11 protein-coding genes are annotated in these 17170 nt (G+C 63.9%); 7 read left to right on the top strand and 4 right to left on the bottom strand.

Going from position 1 to position 17170, the window contains the following annotated elements:
* The first annotated feature begins 4 nt into the window (after positions 1-4).
* On the top strand, positions 5-745 hold the full coding sequence (locus KHO41_RS31555; protein ID WP_211957176.1) for a sulfite exporter TauE/SafE family protein: 741 nt from the start codon (positions 5-7) through the stop codon (positions 743-745).
* Positions 746-847: 102 nt separating this feature from the next.
* Here KHO41_RS31555 and KHO41_RS31550 read toward each other — a convergent pair whose 3' ends face one another.
* Positions 848-1906 (bottom strand): acetoacetate decarboxylase (ADC), encoded by a 1059-nt coding sequence (locus KHO41_RS31550; protein ID WP_244874121.1) that lies wholly within the window; start codon positions 1904-1906, stop codon positions 848-850.
* On the bottom strand, positions 1879-3114 hold the full coding sequence (locus KHO41_RS31545; RefSeq protein WP_211957175.1) for an NADH:flavin oxidoreductase/NADH oxidase family protein: 1236 nt from the start codon (positions 3112-3114) through the stop codon (positions 1879-1881). The genes KHO41_RS31550 and KHO41_RS31545 overlap by 28 nt, the downstream gene beginning before the upstream one ends.
* 172 nt (positions 3115-3286) lie before the next feature.
* Between KHO41_RS31545 and KHO41_RS31540 the strand changes: the two genes are divergently transcribed.
* Positions 3287-3733: a MerR family transcriptional regulator gene (locus KHO41_RS31540; RefSeq protein WP_211957174.1), complete on the top strand. Its 447-nt coding sequence runs from the start codon at positions 3287-3289 to the stop codon at positions 3731-3733.
* A gap of 187 nt (positions 3734-3920) precedes the next feature.
* Here KHO41_RS31540 and KHO41_RS31535 read toward each other — a convergent pair whose 3' ends face one another.
* Both KHO41_RS31535 and KHO41_RS31530 read right to left on the bottom strand, forming a co-directional pair.
* A complete protein-coding gene (locus KHO41_RS31535) occupies positions 3921-4649 on the bottom strand; it encodes a Crp/Fnr family transcriptional regulator (RefSeq protein ID WP_211957173.1) in 729 nt (242 codons plus the stop codon).
* Between the two features lie 171 nt (positions 4650-4820).
* Positions 4821-5756 (bottom strand): LysR substrate-binding domain-containing protein, encoded by a 936-nt coding sequence (locus KHO41_RS31530; RefSeq protein WP_211957172.1) that lies wholly within the window; start codon positions 5754-5756, stop codon positions 4821-4823.
* Between the two features lie 130 nt (positions 5757-5886).
* Here KHO41_RS31530 and KHO41_RS31525 point away from each other — a divergent pair, with 130 nt between their 5' ends.
* The 5 genes from KHO41_RS31525 to KHO41_RS31505 all read left to right on the top strand — a co-directional run bounded on the left by KHO41_RS31525 (position 5887) and on the right by KHO41_RS31505 (position 17125).
* The gene (locus tag KHO41_RS31525) at positions 5887-9447 is read left to right on the top strand and encodes an indolepyruvate ferredoxin oxidoreductase family protein (protein WP_211957171.1); all 3561 of its coding nucleotides are present in this window, start codon (positions 5887-5889) and stop codon (positions 9445-9447) included.
* A 1210-nt stretch (positions 9448-10657) separates the two neighbouring features.
* The gene (ppk1, locus tag KHO41_RS31520) at positions 10658-12793 is read left to right on the top strand and encodes a polyphosphate kinase 1 (RefSeq protein ID WP_211957197.1); all 2136 of its coding nucleotides are present in this window, start codon (positions 10658-10660) and stop codon (positions 12791-12793) included.
* A gap of 218 nt (positions 12794-13011) precedes the next feature.
* Positions 13012-13242 (top strand): hypothetical protein, encoded by a 231-nt coding sequence (locus KHO41_RS31515; protein WP_211957170.1) that lies wholly within the window; start codon positions 13012-13014, stop codon positions 13240-13242.
* Between the two features lie 549 nt (positions 13243-13791).
* Entirely contained in the window at positions 13792-16509 is a 2718-nt protein-coding gene (locus KHO41_RS31510; RefSeq protein WP_211957169.1) for an ATP-binding protein, read from the top strand.
* Positions 16481-17125 (top strand): response regulator transcription factor, encoded by a 645-nt coding sequence (locus tag KHO41_RS31505; protein ID WP_211957168.1) that lies wholly within the window; start codon positions 16481-16483, stop codon positions 17123-17125. Before KHO41_RS31510 ends, KHO41_RS31505 begins: the two co-directional genes overlap by 29 nt.
* Positions 17126-17170 lie beyond the last annotated feature (45 nt).

Below are 17170 nucleotides of genomic sequence, written 5' to 3'. Positions count from 1 at the left end.
GGGAATGGGAACTGAGCACTACGCGGTCCTGGGGGCGACCATCGCCGCCGCTTACACGGTATTCGGCTTGACCGGCTTTGGCGCGGCGATGGTGGCGGTACCCGTGCTGGTCCAGTTCATTCCTCTGCAGTTCGTCGTGCCGATGCTGCTGTTGCTGGACCTCGTCACGACCACCATGGTGGGCCTGCGCAACCGCACTTCCATTGCGAGATCCGAGTTGTTGCGGCTGGTGCCATTCATGGTTGCCGGGGTCGCACTTGGCACCACTGTGCTGGCGAAGGTCGAGTCGCGGTGGCTGCTCGTTGCCCTTGGCGTGTTCGTGCTTGCCATGACGGCGCGCGCGCTGGCCCGGCCTTCTGCGGGGATGCAGGCGGCCGGCAGCGGCTGGTCGGCGCCGGCGGGCGTCGTGGGCGGTGTATTCAGCGCGCTGTTCGGGACCGGCGGGCCGATTTACACCATGTACCTGTCCAGGCGCCTGCCGCAAGCCGACGAATTCCGGGCCACGATCGCGGCCGTGATTCTGGTCAGTGCCCTGATGCGACTGGCGGCATTTGCCAGTAGCGGCCTGCTGCAGCAGGCGGACCTGCTGCGGAGTGCCGCGTTCGCAGTGCCGTTCAGCCTTATTGGGCTGGCAGCGGGATCACGTCTGCGCAAGCGATTCTCGGCCGATGCGGTGCGGCGTGCGCTGCTGCTGTTTCTGGCGGCCAGCGGCGTGTCGGTGCTATGTCGTGGGTTGATGATGTAGTGCGAAGCCCGTGATCGGGCTCGCGCCACGAGTATAGAAACGGCGGCCCAAGAACTGCCTGAGGGGCCGACCGGCGTCGCGTAGGCGACGAAAACCCAATGATCAAAGCGGACCAGGGGCGTACAGTGCGCTCTGGAACTCCGGAACGTATTCGTACTTGAGCATCTTGCCGAGCTTCAGCGTTTTGATAAACGTCGACAGGCTGCCGTCCGTCAGGCTGAGGTTGACGGCTTCCGCACTTGAGCTGGAGGCATGAGCAAGCTGGCGCGACGTCGCGTGGCCGGTGGTCAACTGTCCCTGTTGATCGATATTCGTGAAGCTGTTGGTCACCATGGAAACCTTGCTCGATAGCTTGTCCAGCTTCCTGGTCTCCAGCGTGACATCGACATTGCCGGTCTCAGCGTCCAGGATCTCGACGATGACCGAACTGTCGGTCTCCCGGTATTGGATGCCGGTCACCCATTTCGGTAGGTTATAGCCGACGACACCCCGCACCCGGGCAAGTTCGGTGTTCACCGGCAGTTTTAGTACATACCCCCAGAAATCGTTCGACATCGCCTGGCTCATTAGAGTCAACGGTCCGAAACTGGCGCCGTCCGGCCGAGTCGTGATGATCGATAGCCCAATCTCGTTGTAGCTGTCGTTGTCGCAGTAGTGATAGGCGTAGGCCGTCAGTGCGACAAGGCCTCTGCCCGGCCACACCTGAAGTGGCTGCACCTTTTGCAGTATCTGCGCAGGCATCAGTTCTCGCAGCCGGTCCAGGTCGGCAGTAAAGATGGCCGTTACCCTGCTGTTCTTGTAGTAGAAATTTGGCGAATAGGATTCGAAGCCAATATCGACCTTCTCCTTCTTTAGCGCCTTGAACCAGCTCAGGTCCACGTCCGGCGCTTCGGCCTCAATAACGGCCAGCGGAGGGTTCGAGCGATAGCGGTCATACAGTCCGCCCTTTACGACGGGCACCTGATGGCCAGCGATATCGATAGTCGTGGTCGGGGATGGCGTGGCATCGGGCGTGCCATCGGCCCATGCGGGATTCAGGGCGGCACTCAGGATGGCACCGGTGAAAGCAAGATTGCGGATCGTCATTTGGCGGTACGGATAGGGCGGGTTGAAAGCGGTTCCTGTCTGGTCTGTCAGCCATGGATGCGTGCGGTCACCCATCGCCGGTATTTGCGCGCACGCCATGCGTCGGAGGCTTGCTGGAGGATCAGCGCGCGCAGCGGCGACACGCGAATATCCGTCGGCTTGCCTCGGCTGAGCTTGCGGAGCTGATACTTGACCGTCGCCATGTTGGCCAGCGACGCCAATGCCTTGTTCTTCCACGTGATTGGCGGCAGCGCCGGCGCACTGTCCTTGCCGGCATGCCAGGCGCGCGGCAGATTGGGGTCGATGGCCAGCGCGGTACCGATGCCGACCATGTCCACGCCGCTCAGGATCACCTGTTCGGCCACAGGAAGACGACGGATGCCGCCGGTGACCATCACTGGCATCTTTGCCACCTCGCGAATATGCCTGGCGAATTCCAGGAAGTAGGCTTCCCGGGCCAGCGTGCGGCCATCGCGGGCCTGACCTTGCATGGCCGGCGCTTCATAGCTGCCCCCCGACAGCTCGACCAGATCGACGGCCAGTCCGTTGAGCATCTTTACCACTTCGCGTGCGTCATCGACGCTGAACCCGCCACGCTGGAAGTCGGCCGAGTTCAGCTTGACCGCAACCGCGAACGTGGGTGACACCGCGGCACGGACCGACTTGACGATCTCGACAAGCAGGCGGGCGCGATTTTCGAGCGGGCCGCCCCAGGCGTCTGTTCTCTGGTTGGTCAATGGAGACAGAAATTGGCTCAACAGATAGCCATGCGCCGCGTGGATCTCGACGCCCGTGAAGCCTGCCTGCTCGCCAAGGCGAGCCGTACGGGCGAAGCGTGCAATGACGTCGGCAATCACTTCCTGCGTCATCGCCTTCGGCGTATTGAAGTGCCTGGACATGTTGCCCAGGTCCATGGGAACGGCGGAGGGTGCCCAGGTTGGCTGTCCCAGGCTGGCCGGCATCTGACGACCGGGATGGTTGATCTGCAGCCAGAATTGCGCTCCATTGGCGCGGCCTGCGCTCGCCCATTGTTTGAACCTGTCCAGGCGGCGGGCGTCTTCCAGCACGACGCCGCCGGGCCCGGTCATGGCGCGGCCGTCCACCATGACATTGCCTGTCAGCAGCAAGCCTGCACCGCCTTGCGCCCAGGCGCTGTACAGGCGAATCAGCGCGTCGGAAGGGGTGTGATCGGCATCCGCCAAATTTTCTTCCATCGCCGCTTTGGCGATGCGGTTCGGAACGCTTGAACCGTTGCGCAGGAGCAGTGTGTCGAACACGTTCATGAGGTCACCTCGTTGGATCGTGGTTCGACTTTAAGATTAAAGTGAACTTTAAGGTCAAGGGTTTTCTACGTGCTGCGCCGGCGTGCGGCGAGTACCGCCAGGATGCGGTGTCCGCACGGGCCAAAAACCGCTGTAGGATTGAAGCTCACCTTACGGGCAATCTTTCTTCGCTATGAGAATTGGGGAACTGGCAAAGCGCAGCGGCCTGACAGCCTCACGCATCCGCTTTTACGAGGCAGCCGGATTGATCACGGCTGTCGAGCGCTCGGCCAACGGTTATCGCGATTACTCGCCGGATGCTGTGTGGATTCTGGAGATTATTGCCGGCGCACAGGGCGCGGGTTTCTCGCTCGAACAGATCCGTCACCTGCTGCCGCTCGGCGCCGGGAACTGGCAGCACGACGAACTTCTGGATGCTCTCAAGCGCAAGATTGCCGAGATCGAAGACATGCAAAAGCGCCTGAAGGAGAACAAGGCGCATCTGCTCGCCGCCCTCAGGAATATCGAGGAGCGGCCGGCGGAAATGGATTGCTCGGACGGGGCGCAGTGGGTGCTGGATCGCCTGCGTGCTGACGGTGCCGTCGTACAAGGCAAGCGTCGTCGCCTCGCTGCAAAATGATCCCGGCCTGACGCACCGGCCGTAGACTTTAAAGTGAGCTGGCTGAGGATAGCGAGGGCCGGGCCGGCGCAATAAGGCGCTATTGCGCGGCCAAATGCCTGTTGGGGAGAGCGGAAATCCTAGTGCTCATCCGAAACGATCCGGTGCGTCAATCCCTCGCGGTTCGACCTCGCCAGCTTCATCCTTGTCAGCGTGCCATCGCGCTGGCATCCCCGACCAGCCGCCGCACTTCCGCCGAGACGATCGTATAGGCCTCGCCCGACATGGACTCCAGGCCGTTCCTGTCGATCACGACGATCTTGCCGCGCGTGTGCTCGATCAGGCGCAGGTTCTGCAGCTTGCCCATGGCTTCGGTGACGCCTTCGCGGCGCACGCCGAGCATCTCGGCAATCCGCTGCTGCGTGATCCTCAGCTCGTTGCTCTGAAGCCGGTCCAACGTCTGCAGGATCCACCGGCAGAGCTGTTCCATCAGCGTGCGATGACAGATGCATGCCGCCGTCTGGCCGACCTGCGTCAGCAGCAGCTGCATATAGCGCATGACCAGCCGTTGCATGTGCGGCAAGCGCGGATACAGGTCGCGCAGGTCGGCGGCGGCAATGCGCCAGCTCATGCCTGCCTGGCTGACCTCGCAGCGTTGCGGCATGGATTCCGCGCCCGTCAGCGCCGGCAGGCCGACCAGGCCTTCTTTCCCGACCGCCGCCAGTTCCACGCTGGAGCCATCTGCGTGGAGCGACAGCAGCGAGACCACGCCGTCCTTGGGAAAGTAGACGTGCCGCACGCGCTGGCCGGCATCGCAGAGCAATTGGCCGCCACGCAATGCCACGGTTTCCAGATACGGCCGCAGTGCCGCCCATTCCGATTCTGGAAGCTGACGCAGCAGAAGGTTGTTGCTGCTCGATCCGAGTGAAGTTTCCATCCCCGCCCCCGTTTAGCAAGTTTCGAAGAGTTCTTGTCGATCCGGTGCTCACCGTGAGCACATTAGGCGCGTTCTGTGCGTGGACGAACATTGGCTGAAGGGCTTAGGCTCTTGGTGCGGTATGAGACCAAAGGATGGAACCCGGCCAAAGGGAGGAGGGAACCGTCGGCGTCAGCTCCCACACGCATGGATCAGGAATTCCCGCAGCGCATCCGCCGGCTTCTCCAGCTTGCGCCCAGGCTGCCACAGCATCCCGACCTCCATGTCCGGCACCGCATCGGCAATCGGCCTGGCGGCAATCTCCTTGCCCTCCAGCGACCAGGGCCGGTACACGATATCGGACAGCACTGTGACGCCAAAGCCATGCGCGACCAGTCCGCGCAACGCTTCCATCGAACTGGTGCGGAACGCAACATTGGGCGCGAGCTTGCGGCTGCGCCAGTAGCGCATGGTCGACGTTTCCGCCTCATCCACGGTGATGAGGATGTACGGATGAGCCGCGATATCGCGCAACGAAGGGCGATCGACGGCGAGCAGCGGGTGCGTGGCCGATGTCCATAGCTGCCGCCGCGAACGGACCAGCGTGTGACGTGAAAAGCGCTGCGGCCGCTCCAGGTTGGAAAGCAGCGCGATACCGAGTTCGATGTCGCCGGACAGCACGGCCTTTTCGATCTCGGGGCGGTCCATGTCCAGCAGGTCGAGTTCGATATCGGGGTAGTTGGTGCGAAAGCGCGCCAGCAGGCCGGGCAGGAAGTAGCCGAGCACGGTGTACGACGCGGCCAGCCGCACGCTGCCCTTCAACCCGTGCACCTGAAAGCGCGGCTCGCGCAGCGCATCTTCGACGGAATCGAGGATCTGCCGCGCGTGCTGGTGGAACAGGTGGCCCTCGGCCGTCAGCGCCACGCCGTGGGGCAGGCGGTCGAACAGGCGCACCGCGAGGCGCTGTTCCAGCGTCAGCACGGCATTGGTGATGGCCGACTGGGACACATGTTCAGTCGTCGCGGCCATCGAGAACTGGCCGGTTTCCGCCGCGGCGACGAAGTAGCGGAACTGCCGCAATGTGATTTCCTTGGCCAGCCGTTCGGGCGTCTCGCGAGTCTTTGCCATGGTGGTCCCCTCCGGTATTCGTTTGTCGGATATCAGCTCTCGTATTTCATGATTTTACGATAGCCCCGGTGCTTTCTACACTGCCCCGATAAGCCCGATATATCCCCGATATCCCCCGGAGAGAGACACCATGAATGCCCCGCTACCCAACGCGTTGCGCGAGGCGCTGGCCAATGCCAGCCTGGACGACAAGTACACCCTGGAGAAGGGCCGCGTCTATATGAGCGGCACGCAGGCGCTGGTGCGCCTGCCCATGCTGCAGAAGGCGCGCGACCGCGCCGCTGGCCTCAATACGGCGGGGTTCATCTCCGGCTACCGGGGTTCGCCGCTGGGCGGCGTCGACCAGGCGCTGTGGAAGGCAAAACAGCACCTGGCCGCGAGCGATGTGGTGTTCCAGCCGGGCGTCAACGAGGATCTCGCTGCCACGTCCGTCTGGGGCAGCCAGCAGGTCAACCTGTTCCCCAATGGCACGCGCGACGGCGTATTCGCGATGTGGTACGGCAAGGGACCGGGTGTTGACCGTTCCATGGACGTGCTCAAGCACGCCAATTCGGCCGGCTCGTCCCGCCACGGCGGTGTGCTGCTGCTGGCTGGTGATGACCATGCGGCCAAGTCGTCCACGGTGGCGCACCAGTCGGAGCACGTGCTGCTGTCCGCCGGCATTCCGGTGCTGTATCCGTCCAACGTGCAGGAATACCTCGACTACGGGCTCCATGGCTGGGCCATGAGCCGCTACTCGGGCCTGTGGGTATCGATGAAGTGCGTGACGGACGTGGTGGAATCGACGGCTTCGGTTGATATCGATCCGGACCGCGTGCAGGTCGTGCTTCCCGAAGATTTCGCCATGCCCGAGGGCGGCCTGAATATCCGCTGGCCGGATACCCCATTGCAGCAGGAAGCCCGCCTGCTCGACCACAAGTGGTACGCGGCGCTCGCCTATGTGCGCGCGAACAAGCTCAACCGCGTCGTGCTCGATTCGCCCAATGCGCGCTTCGGCATCATGACCGCCGGCAAGGCCTACCTGGATGTACGCCAGGCGCTGGCCGACCTGGGGCTCGACGACGACACCTGCCAGCGCATCGGCATTCGCGTCTACAAGGTTGGCTGCGTGTGGCCGCTCGAGGCACACGGCGCGCGCGAATTCGCGACCGGCCTTGAAGAGATCCTTGTCGTCGAAGAGAAGCGCCAGATCCTGGAATACGCGCTCAAGGAAGAGCTGTACAACTGGCGCGAGGACGTGCGGCCAAAGGTCTACGGCAAGTTCGACCAGCGCGGCAACGACGGCGGCGAATGGTCGGTGCCGCGCGGCAACTGGCTGCTGCCCGCGCACTACGAGCTGTCGCCGGCGCTGATTGCCAAGGCCATCGCACGGCGTCTGGAGCACTTCGACCTGCCCGAAGAGGTCCGCGCGCGTGTTGCCGCGCGGGTCGCGCTGATCGAAGCGAAGGAGCGCGAGGCGGCGCAGCCGCGTATCGCCGTGGAACGCAAGCCGTGGTTCTGCTCGGGCTGCCCGCACAACACGTCGACGCGCGTGCCCGAAGGCTCGCGCGCGCTCGCGGGCATTGGCTGCCACTACATGACGTTGTGGATGGACCGCAATACCGACACCTTCAGCCAGATGGGCGGCGAAGGCGTGGCGTGGACCGGCCAGATGCATTTCACGAACGACAAGCACGTGTTCGCGAACCTCGGCGACGGGACCTATTTCCACTCGGGGCTGCTGGCGATCCGCGCGTCGATCGCGGCCAATGCGAATATCACCTACAAGATCCTGTTCAACGACGCCGTTGCGATGACGGGCGGGCAGCCGATCGACGGCGTGCTGACCGTGCCGCAGATCGCGCATCAAGTTCTTGCCGAAGGCGCGAAGAAGCTCGTGGTGGTCACTGACGAGCCCGAGAAGTACGGCGATGGCGGCATGCTGCCGTCCGGCGTAACGGTGTTCCACCGCGACCAGCTCGACCAGGTACAGACCGACCTGCGCGACACCGCGGGCGTCACCATCCTGATCTACGACCAGACCTGCGCCACGGAAAAGCGCCGCCGCCGCAAGCGCGGCACGTACCCGGATCCGGCGCGCCGCGCGTTCATCAACGACGCAGTCTGCGAAGGCTGCGGCGATTGCTCGGCCAAGTCGAACTGCCTGTCGGTGGAGCCGCTGGAAACCGAGCTCGGCACCAAGCGCAAGATCAACCAGTCGTCTTGCAACAAGGACTTCTCCTGCGTCAACGGCTTCTGCCCGAGCTTCATCACGGCTGAGGGCGCGCAGGTGCGCAAGCCGGCGGCCGCGGGCGGCAAGGGCGTGGGCGCGGATTTCGACGCGCTGCCGCTGCCTCTGCTGCCAGCGCTCGAGCGTCCCTATGGCGTGCTGGTGACTGGCGTGGGCGGCACCGGCGTGGTGACGATCGGCGGCCTGCTCGGCATGGCCGCGCATCTCGAGCGCAAGGGCGTGACCGTGCTGGACATGGCGGGCCTGGCGCAGAAGGGCGGCGCGGTGATCAGCCATGTGCAGATCGCGCCGAGCCCCGCCGGGCTGCATGCCACGCGCATTGCCACGGGTGATGCGCGGCTGGTGATCGGCGGCGACGCGATCGTCTCGGCCTCAGCCGAGGTACTGTCCAAGGTACGCCACGGCGTGACCGCCGCTGTCGTCAACAGCGCCAACACGCCGACCGCCGACTTCATCAAGAACCCGAAGTGGAAGTTCCCGGGTGCGAGTGCGGAGCAGGACCTGCGCGCGAGCGCCGGCGATGCCTGCGCCTTCGTCGATGCGAGCGCATGGGCGGTCACGCTGCTGGCCGACGCCATCTACTCGAACCCGCTGCTGCTGGGCTTTGCCTGGCAGAAGGGCTGGATTCCGCTGCTGCGCGACAGCCTGGTGCGTGCAATCGAACTCAATGGCGTGTCGGTGGAGAAGAACCGCCTGGCGTTCGAATGGGGCCGCTATCTTGCGCATCATGGCGAGGCGGCAGTGAAGGCGCTGCTGCCGACCCCGCGGCGCGAGCAGGTGGTGGCCATGCCGCAGACGCTCGACAACCTGATCCGCAAGCGTGAAGCGATGCTGACGGATTACCAGAATGCCGCTTATGCAGGCCGCTATCGCGACGCGGTCGAGCGTGTGCGCGCCGCCGAGCAAAAGCTCGGCGCGGGCCGCAAGCTCGCGCTGACCGAGGCGGTGGCGCGCAATCTTGCCAAGCTGATGGCCTACAAGGACGAGTACGAAGTTGCCCGTCTTTACACCGATCCCGCGTTCCTCGACAAGCTGCGCACGCAGTTCGAAGGCGAACCGGGCCGCGACTACCAGCTCAACTTCTGGCTGGCGCCGCCGATGTTTGCCAAGACTGATGACAAGGGTCGCATGCTCAAGCGGCGCTTTGGTCCGCGCACCATGACGGCATTCCGCTTGCTGGCGCGTTTGAAGGGGTTGCGCGGCACCGCGCTTGACGTGTTCGGCAAGACCGCCGAGCGCCGCGCGGAACGGCAGTTGGTCGCTGACTACCTCGCCATGGTGGATGAGTTCGCGCAGTCGCTGAGCGTCGAGCGGATCGATACCGCTATGGCACTGGCGACGTTGCCGGATGACATCCGTGGCTTCGGGCATGTGAAGGAGGCTAGCTTGCATGCGGCGCAGGCACGGCGTGAGGGATTGCTTGCGCAGTATCGGCAGGGTGCTCATCGGGCGGCTGCGTAAGCGGAAGCTTCTGCTTCATGGGAAAACCCGCGATCTGTTATGGATCGCGGGTTTTTTCATTCGGCTCTTCACCGAATTGGGGGGTGTATCGGGCTTGGCATGCGCTGCTGTTTCGCCGGCGTAGCCGGCGAGTCACTTTTGTCCGAGCGACAAAAGTAACCAAAAACGCGTTTTGGTTGCCCCAAAGGGGCGAATTTTTATCGTAGTGTGCCAGGGGTGTTGTACGGGTATGGGCTTCAGAGTCAGTCACACTGCCTGCCGCGTGGGGCACCACCGTGAGTGGGAATACAACGCTGATTGGACGAGCCCTGCAAGCGTCTGTGGCCCCTGCTACTACCCACATCGTGTAATCGCCTTCGGCTGCGCTACGCGCAGAGCTCAAGTCTGAGCGCGTGGGCCCAAGGCAAACCACGCCTAGGTGAAGATGCCCGCGCTTGCATGCACGTAGAGAAAGGAAACGGACCTTGGGCGCCAGCGACGTTGATGCGCATGCCCTCAGACGACGACGCGCGCGCAGCGCAGCCGAAGGCGTCCCACCACAGATCTGATTGAAACGCTGTACCCGAGTCCGTCTTGGGGATCGTCCAAAAGTCGTGCCGCGTCAGGCACGGGTTCTGACTCACATGGCGTAGCAGGGTCGAACCACTGACCACCATCGCAGGCGTCCAAAGCCGTTTGAGCTACTGCCACCGTGGAATTGATGGCCAGCGGCAACGACGCGCTTTTTGGTTACTTTTTGTCGCTCGGACAAAAAGTGACTCGCCGGCTACGCCGGCGAAACGGAGGCGCTAGCCAAGAACGAAACCCCATTCCCGACCATAAAACCCCCGCCGGCTACGCCGGCGAAACAGCGGCGCAGACCAAGAGCGACAACCCAACTCTACGCAAGGACACCTGCGAATCCCCAGATTTCCCAGCCTAACGTGAAATTCGTTGAAGATTACGTATCCCATCGATGACGGAAGAACAGCCGCCTCGTTGCGACGATACCCAGCGGCCCGCCATATAAATTAATCAAAAAAATTTAATGACCATCCGCCCATGCATCAAAAGGCACAGAACGCGATTTCCCCAAAGCCGTGAACTAGAATCCAAACGGGCCCGCGCCGGCATTCCTCCCGTGTGGAGTGACAGATTTTTGACAACCCTGGTGCCGGTGTCGGCCGCGAGCGGCGTGCCTGCGGCAGAACCACTCCTGATCGGATGCCAGATGGAAGACGACTCGATCTCCTCGCAGAGCGCGCTGCCTGTAGGGGCCGGTATCGATGGATTGCCGGCATCGGCCGTCTCATCCACATGGCCGAACGGCAATGCCTTGTTCGTCAATCGCGAGCTGAGCCAGCTTGAATTCAACCGTCGCGTGCTGATGCAGGCCGCCGACGCCGACACGCCATTGCTGGAGCGGCTGAAATTCCTGTGCATCTTCAGCAGCAACCTCGACGAGTTCTACGAGATCCGGGTCGCGGGCCTGAAGGAGCAATGCCTGGTGCAGTCTCCGGTCACCGGCCCCGATGGACTTTCCCCCCAGATACTCTATGACCTGGTGAACGCGAGAGTCCGCGAACTCGTCGCGCTGCAGTACCAGATGTTCAACGATGTCCTGATCCCCGCGCTGGCCGCCGAAGAGGTGCGCTTCCTGCGGCGGCCATCGTGGAACCCGGTACAGGCGGAGTGGATCCGCGAGTATTTCTTCAATGAACTGATGCCCGTGCTCACGCCGATCGGGCTAGATCCCGCGCACCCGTTCCCGCGCGTGCTGAACAAGAGCCTGAATTTCGCGGTGGAGCTGGAAGGCAAGGATGCATTCGGGCGCCGCTCGGGCAACGCCATCGTCCAGGCGCCGCGTGCATTGCCGCGTGTCATTGCCTTGCCGCCGGATGTGGCCGGGTGCCGTCATGGTTTCGTCTTCCTGTCTTCCATCCTGCATGCGCATGTCGGCGAGCTGTTCAGCGGCATGACGGTGCGCGGCTGCTACCAGTTCCGGGTGACGCGCAACAGCGAACTGTTTGTCGACGATGAAGAAATCAAGAACCTGCGTGAAGCGTTGCAGGGTGAATTGCCCCAGCGGCATTTCGGCGATGCGTTGCGGCTTGAAGTGGCGGACAACTGCCCGCCCGCCGTGACCTTGTTCCTGCAGCAGCAGTTCGGCTTGTCCGCGACGGAGGTGTTTTCTGTCAATGGGCCTGTCAACCTGGTGCGCTTGCTGAAAGTGCCGGACCAGGTCGACCGGCCCGATCTCAAGTACCCGCCTTTCCGGCCGGGCCTGCCCAAGTCACTGCAGCAGCAGAACGACATGTTCCGCGCGATCCGCGACGCGGACATCCTGCTGCACCACCCGTTCCAGTCGTTTTCGCCAGTGGTCGACTTTGTCCGGCAGGCTGCGCAGGATCCGGACGTCGTGGCCATCCGCCAGACCGTTTATCGGGCCGGCCATGATTCGGTGCTGCTGTCGGCGCTGATCGAAGCCGCGCGCAAGGGCAAGGAAGTCACGGCAGTCGTGGAACTGCTCGCGCGCTTTGACGAGGAGGCCAATATCGGCTGGGCCGCGCAGCTGGAAGAGGCGGGCGCGCACGTGGTCTATGGCGTGGTTGGCTACAAGGCGCACGCCAAGATGGTGCTCGTGGTCAGGCGAGAAGGCGGACGTCTGTGCCACTATGCGCACCTTGGCACCGGCAACTATCACAGCCTGACGACGCGCTTTTATACGGACTTTGGCCTGATGACCTGCAATCCTGAAATTACCCAGGACATCGCCAACGTCTTCGCCCAGCTGACCGGGCTCGGGCAGACCAGCAAGATGGCGCATGTCTGGCAGTCGCCTTTCACCATGCACAAGTCGCTGCTCAATGCGATCCGCCGCGAGGCCGAGCATGCGAAGGCAGGGCGCAAAGGCTGGATCATTGCCAAGATGAACGCGTTGCTGGAACCGGGTCTGATCCAGGCGCTCTATGACGCCTCGCGCGATGGCGTGCGCGTCGACCTGATCGTGCGCGGCGCGTGTGCCTTGCGGCCGGGAGTGCCGGGTCTGTCCGAGAACATCAGCGTGCGCTCCGTCATCGGCCGCTTTCTGGAGCATTCGCGCATCTTCTACTTCTACAACGACAAGGCCGAAGACGTCATGCTGTCCAGCGCGGACTGGATGGGCCGAAACCTGTTCCGGCGTATCGAAGTCTGTTTCCCGGTGCTGGATGCGCGCCTGAAGAAGCGCGTGATCGGCGAAGGCCTTAAGCCGTACCTGCATGACAAGCGCGAAGCCTGGGAAATGGAACCTGCCGGCAGCTACCGGCGCAAGCGCTCGCGCCAGGGGGAATCGGCACAGAGCGTCCTGCTGGCAAACCTGACCTGAACAGATGGCGCGACGGGCGCGTGTCGTGCGGCGCCAAACCGAGCCATCCTCGCGCTGCGGCGTACACTCGGAATGCCATCCCATCGGCGGGTTGTTTGTCAATCACGTTTGTGACGAATGAGCCGCAACAAGCAGCGGGGTTCCATGACCGCCGCGGCGCCTGCAACGGATGGCGGCCCATCATTGGAAACAGCACTGCAAACGGAGCCAGGTCACTCATGTCGAAGACGATCAAGAAGCAGTACCTGAAGGCGCTCAACCAGCAACTGAAGAAGGAGCTGGCCGGAACCAGCGACGCCGCCTTTGTGTTCTATCCCCCTGGCGCCAAGCCGAAACATGCGACAGGCGTGGCGGCCAGCGGCCAGACCGATGCGCAGGTGCTTGCGATCATGGACGCGGTGCAGGCTCGCGTATTCGCCAGCTTCGAGAATTCGGCAAATGCCGGATAGCGCTGGCGTACTTCAGGGTCGGAATGGCTGTGGGCAACCCTCGGTTCCTTCCGACCTCATGCATTCCCTTCCCATCCCCTCGCAGCGTCGCGCTTGTCGGCGAAGCGCGCAGCCCGAATGCCAGCGGTGCAATGCCGCGGCGATACCCTGCATGGAACGCTGACACACCGCAAGGCGTCCCCAACTTGCAGTCCTAGAATGGCTCCCGGCTTTTCTTCGAACCCGGTGTGACGCCACGTCGCCGGTCAGCTTCGACACCCGCTTCGCGTTTCGCGCGCCGGCATGGTTCAACGCCAAAGCATCATGAGCCGTCCTGTTCCCCACTTCATCATTCGCATGCCGTTGGAGCTGCAGGCGCACCCGTTCGTCCGGACTGCATCAGGATTGTCTGAAGAATCGAATTCCTTCTATAGCCGCGCACGATGTGCCGAGCCTAGACTTTTCCACGCTGTCGCCAATACCCGCGGACGACAGCAATAAATGCTTTCGTGCAGACGAGAGCAACAATGCGGCGAACGCGGAACGCCATGGAGACAGAAGGGGAGCACCTTGGGGCTGCATATCAGTCGTGCGCTGTTCGCGGGAGGGCTGTGCCTGTTCCTGCTCGACGAAGCGGCGCAGGCCATGACGGAGCAGGGCGGCATGCTTCGCGCCGCATGGCCGCTGCTGCTGCCATTCATGTCCGCCAGCGGTGTACTGGCCATCGGCTACCTGCGCATGCGCCGGCTGATCGTGCAGCGCACGAAGGCCGAAGCGAAGCTCGGCCATGAGCTCGCGCTCAGGAAAGCACTGCTGGCCTGCCTGCCGGAACCCGTGGCAGCAAAAGACCCGAGCCTGCGCTACATCGAACTGAATCCGGCATTCGAGCACTTCTTTGGCATCGCGAAAGCGGATGCCGTGGGCAGGCACGCGCTGGAAGTCGAACGCCTGCGGGAGCGAATGACCGGCGACCTGCTGGCCTTGCAGGACGAAGCCATCCGCACCATGGCGCCACGCCAGACACGGCTGCATATGCGGAACGCAGCGGGCCAGTTGCGGCGGGTGAACTTCTGGGCGTTGCCGTTCCGCAATCCCGATGGCATGCCCGGCGGTATCGTGACCGTGCATTTCGACGTGACGGATATCGATGAGTCGCGCGAGCGCGCGCAGGCGTTCGAGCGCCGGCTCAAGGACGTGGTCGACAGCCTCCCCGTCACGGTGTTCCAGAGCCGTCTGCCGTCAGATGCATGCGACCTAGGCTGGGAGGTCACGTATGCCGCCGGAGATGGTGTCGGGCGCGGCGTCGATACGGTAACCGCACTCGGTGCCGGGCCATCCGAAAGCACGGGCTTCTGTCCGCAGGATCGCCAGCGCCTGCGCGCGGCCATCCTCGAGAGCGCGCGCACATGCCAGCCGCTGGATGTCGAAGGGCGCCTGAATTGCGGGCCGGAGCCGAGATGGATCCGCGCGCGTGCCATGCCGAGGCGGGAGGGCAACTGCACGGTGTGGAACGGCGTGGTCATCGATGTCACCGACGTGCATCGGCAGGCCGAGGCGCTGCATGAGGCGAAGGATGCGGCCGAGGCAGACTTGCGTGCCAAGGAAGGCTTCCTCGCCATGATGAGCCATGAGATCCGCACGCCGATGAACGGCATCCTCGGGCTCGTCGAACTGCTGCAGAACACGGCGCTGACGCCCGCGCAGCATCGCATGCTGACGCTCGCGCAAGAGTCCGGCCATGCGCTTGCTCAGATCCTCGACGATATCCTCGACTACGCGAGGATCGAAGCCGGCCGCCTCGCAATCGTGCCGGCGCCGGTGGACCTGCGCGACCTGCTGGACAGCGTCTCGTCGCTGTTGCTGCCACAGGCGCAGCAGAAGGGCCTGCAGCTGCGCGTGCAGGTCAGCGCGGAGGTTCCCGCGATCGTGCGCGCGGACAGCATCCGGATGCGGCAGATCCTGTTCAACCTGCTTGGCAATGCCATCAAGTTCACCGACCGCGGCAGCGTCACGCTGCGCGCCACGGTCGAGGCGTTCACGCAGGAAACGGCCACCGTGCTGCTGGAAGTGCAGGACACCGGCATCGGCATCGCCAGTGCGGACATGCCCCGGCTCTTTACGCCGTTTGTGCAGGGCGCACGCAGTTCGGCACGCCGTATCGGCGGCACCGGGCTCGGGCTTGCCATCTCGCGCAACCTGGCGGCGATGATGGGCGGAAGCCTCGTGCTGAGCAGCGAGGAAGGCATGGGCACCACGGCGGCCTTGCGCGTGCCGTGTTCGGTCATGCGCCAGGCATCCGAACCGCCGATGCACAAGCGGCAGCAACAGGCGACATGCGCAGTCGAACCCGATGTCCCGCCGGCGCCGGCACGCTGGCGCATCCTCGTGGCCGAAGACCATTGCATCAACCAGGAAGTCATCCGGCAGCAGCTTGTGCTGCTGGGCCACACGCCCACGGTGGTCGACAACGGCCAGGCCGCGCTGGATGCGTTGAGTGCCGGCGCATTCGACCTGCTGCTGACGGACTTCCACCTGCCGCGCATGGATGGCTTCGCGCTGACGCAGGCGCTCCGCACCAGCGCGGACGCCACGCTGCGGGTGCTGCCTGTGGTGGGGATCACCGCGACCACCGTGCCGGAAGAACACCGGCGCGGCTTCGAGGCTGGCATGAACGCGTGCGTACTGAAGCCGGTCACGCTCGCGTCGCTGCAGCAAGGACTGGAGAGTGCGATGCGGGCGGACGGCGCCGCTACCGTACCAATCGGGGCGTGCCGGCCACAGTCCGGCGCAGCGGGCGCACTGCGCTTTGACGCAACGCTCGCACGGCGCGAAGACCTGCTCGCGGTGCTGGTCGAGGGCTCGGGCTCGGGCGATGCTGGCCTGCAAGCGTGCATCGCCGCATTGCAGGCAGACCGCGACGCCTTGCTCGATGGTCTTGCCACGAGGGCGACGGCGGCGCTGCGCGCATGGTGCCACCGCATGCGGGGCGCGCTGTCCGTATTTGGACAACCTCATCTCGACGACATCATCGACAGCCTTCAGCGGGCCGTGGAAAGCGGTAACGGTGACAGCGTCCGTGCGGCCGCCCGGCCGGTGCTGGATGTGATTGCCTACCTGATGAAGGCGCTGGCGCCGGACTCCCGCGATGCGGGCGAGCTTGCGCGGGCGCCAGTGAATTGCCGGGATTGCACCCTGCCGCGTGCGGAATGCGCAGCGGGCAACCCCCATGGCGGCCATGAATCTGGAGAGGGGAAAAGCAATGGCAATCAGGGTAATACTTGCGGATGACCATCCGCTGATCATCTTTGGCGTACGGCAGGCGCTCGCTTCGGCCACGGGCATCCGCGTGGTGGCGGACGCCCCGGATCCCGGCGCGCTGACCGAGCTGCTGCGCAATGTGCCATGCGATGTGCTGGTCACGGATTTCTCCATGCCGTGCGGAACAACGCCCGATGGCCTGGCCATGCTGACCGGCATCCGGACCCGGTTTCCCCATGTCAGGGTGGTCGTGCTGACCATGCTCGAGAATCCCGGCCTGATGGTCAGCATGCAGGATGTCGGCGTGCTCGGCATCGTGAACAAGCGCGATGACCTGTCGGAGTTGCCCGCGGTGATCGCGGCAGCCTACCGGCGCAGAAGGCTGCTGAGCACGTCCGTGCGAGAGGACCTGAGGCAATGGGAACACCAGATGTCGCAGAAGCATGCCGCACGCCAGCTGAGCCCGCGTGAAACGGAGGTCGTGCGCATGTACGTGAATGGCATGTCGACCTCGGAGATGGCGCGGCACCTGCATCGCAGCATCAACACGATCAGCACCCAGAAGACCAATGCCATGCGCAAGCTCGGGGTATCGAACGATGCCGAACTGTTCGACTATGCGCAGGCGCACGGGTTGAAGTCCTGAGCCTTCGGCGAGCGGCGCCGTGTCCGTTGTCCGTGCTTGCGACCC

The organism is Cupriavidus numazuensis (assembly GCF_905397435.1).
Classification (GTDB): domain Bacteria; phylum Pseudomonadota; class Gammaproteobacteria; order Burkholderiales; family Burkholderiaceae; genus Cupriavidus; species Cupriavidus numazuensis.
This window is presented reverse-complemented; position numbering and strand designations above follow the sequence as displayed.

What these genes read in the sequence shown, in the direction of transcription:
- KHO41_RS31555 (WP_211957176.1), top strand. Translation starts at nt 5, where the DNA reads ATGGGAACTGAGCACTACGCGGTCCTGGGGGCGACCATCGCCGCCGCT.
- KHO41_RS31550 (WP_244874121.1), bottom strand. Translation starts at nt 1,906, where the DNA reads ATGGGTGACCGCACGCATCCATGGCTGACAGACCAGACAGGAACCGCT.
- KHO41_RS31545 (WP_211957175.1), bottom strand. Translation starts at nt 3,114, where the DNA reads ATGAACGTGTTCGACACACTGCTCCTGCGCAACGGTTCAAGCGTTCCG.
- KHO41_RS31540 (WP_211957174.1), top strand. Translation starts at nt 3,287, where the DNA reads ATGAGAATTGGGGAACTGGCAAAGCGCAGCGGCCTGACAGCCTCACGC.
- KHO41_RS31535 (WP_211957173.1), bottom strand. Translation starts at nt 4,649, where the DNA reads ATGGAAACTTCACTCGGATCGAGCAGCAACAACCTTCTGCTGCGTCAG.
- KHO41_RS31530 (WP_211957172.1), bottom strand. Translation starts at nt 5,756, where the DNA reads ATGGCAAAGACTCGCGAGACGCCCGAACGGCTGGCCAAGGAAATCACA.
- KHO41_RS31525 (WP_211957171.1), top strand. Translation starts at nt 5,887, where the DNA reads ATGAATGCCCCGCTACCCAACGCGTTGCGCGAGGCGCTGGCCAATGCC.
- ppk1 (WP_211957197.1), top strand. Translation starts at nt 10,658, where the DNA reads ATGGAAGACGACTCGATCTCCTCGCAGAGCGCGCTGCCTGTAGGGGCC.
- KHO41_RS31515 (WP_211957170.1), top strand. Translation starts at nt 13,012, where the DNA reads ATGTCGAAGACGATCAAGAAGCAGTACCTGAAGGCGCTCAACCAGCAA.
- KHO41_RS31505 (WP_211957168.1), top strand. Translation starts at nt 16,481, where the DNA reads ATGGCAATCAGGGTAATACTTGCGGATGACCATCCGCTGATCATCTTT.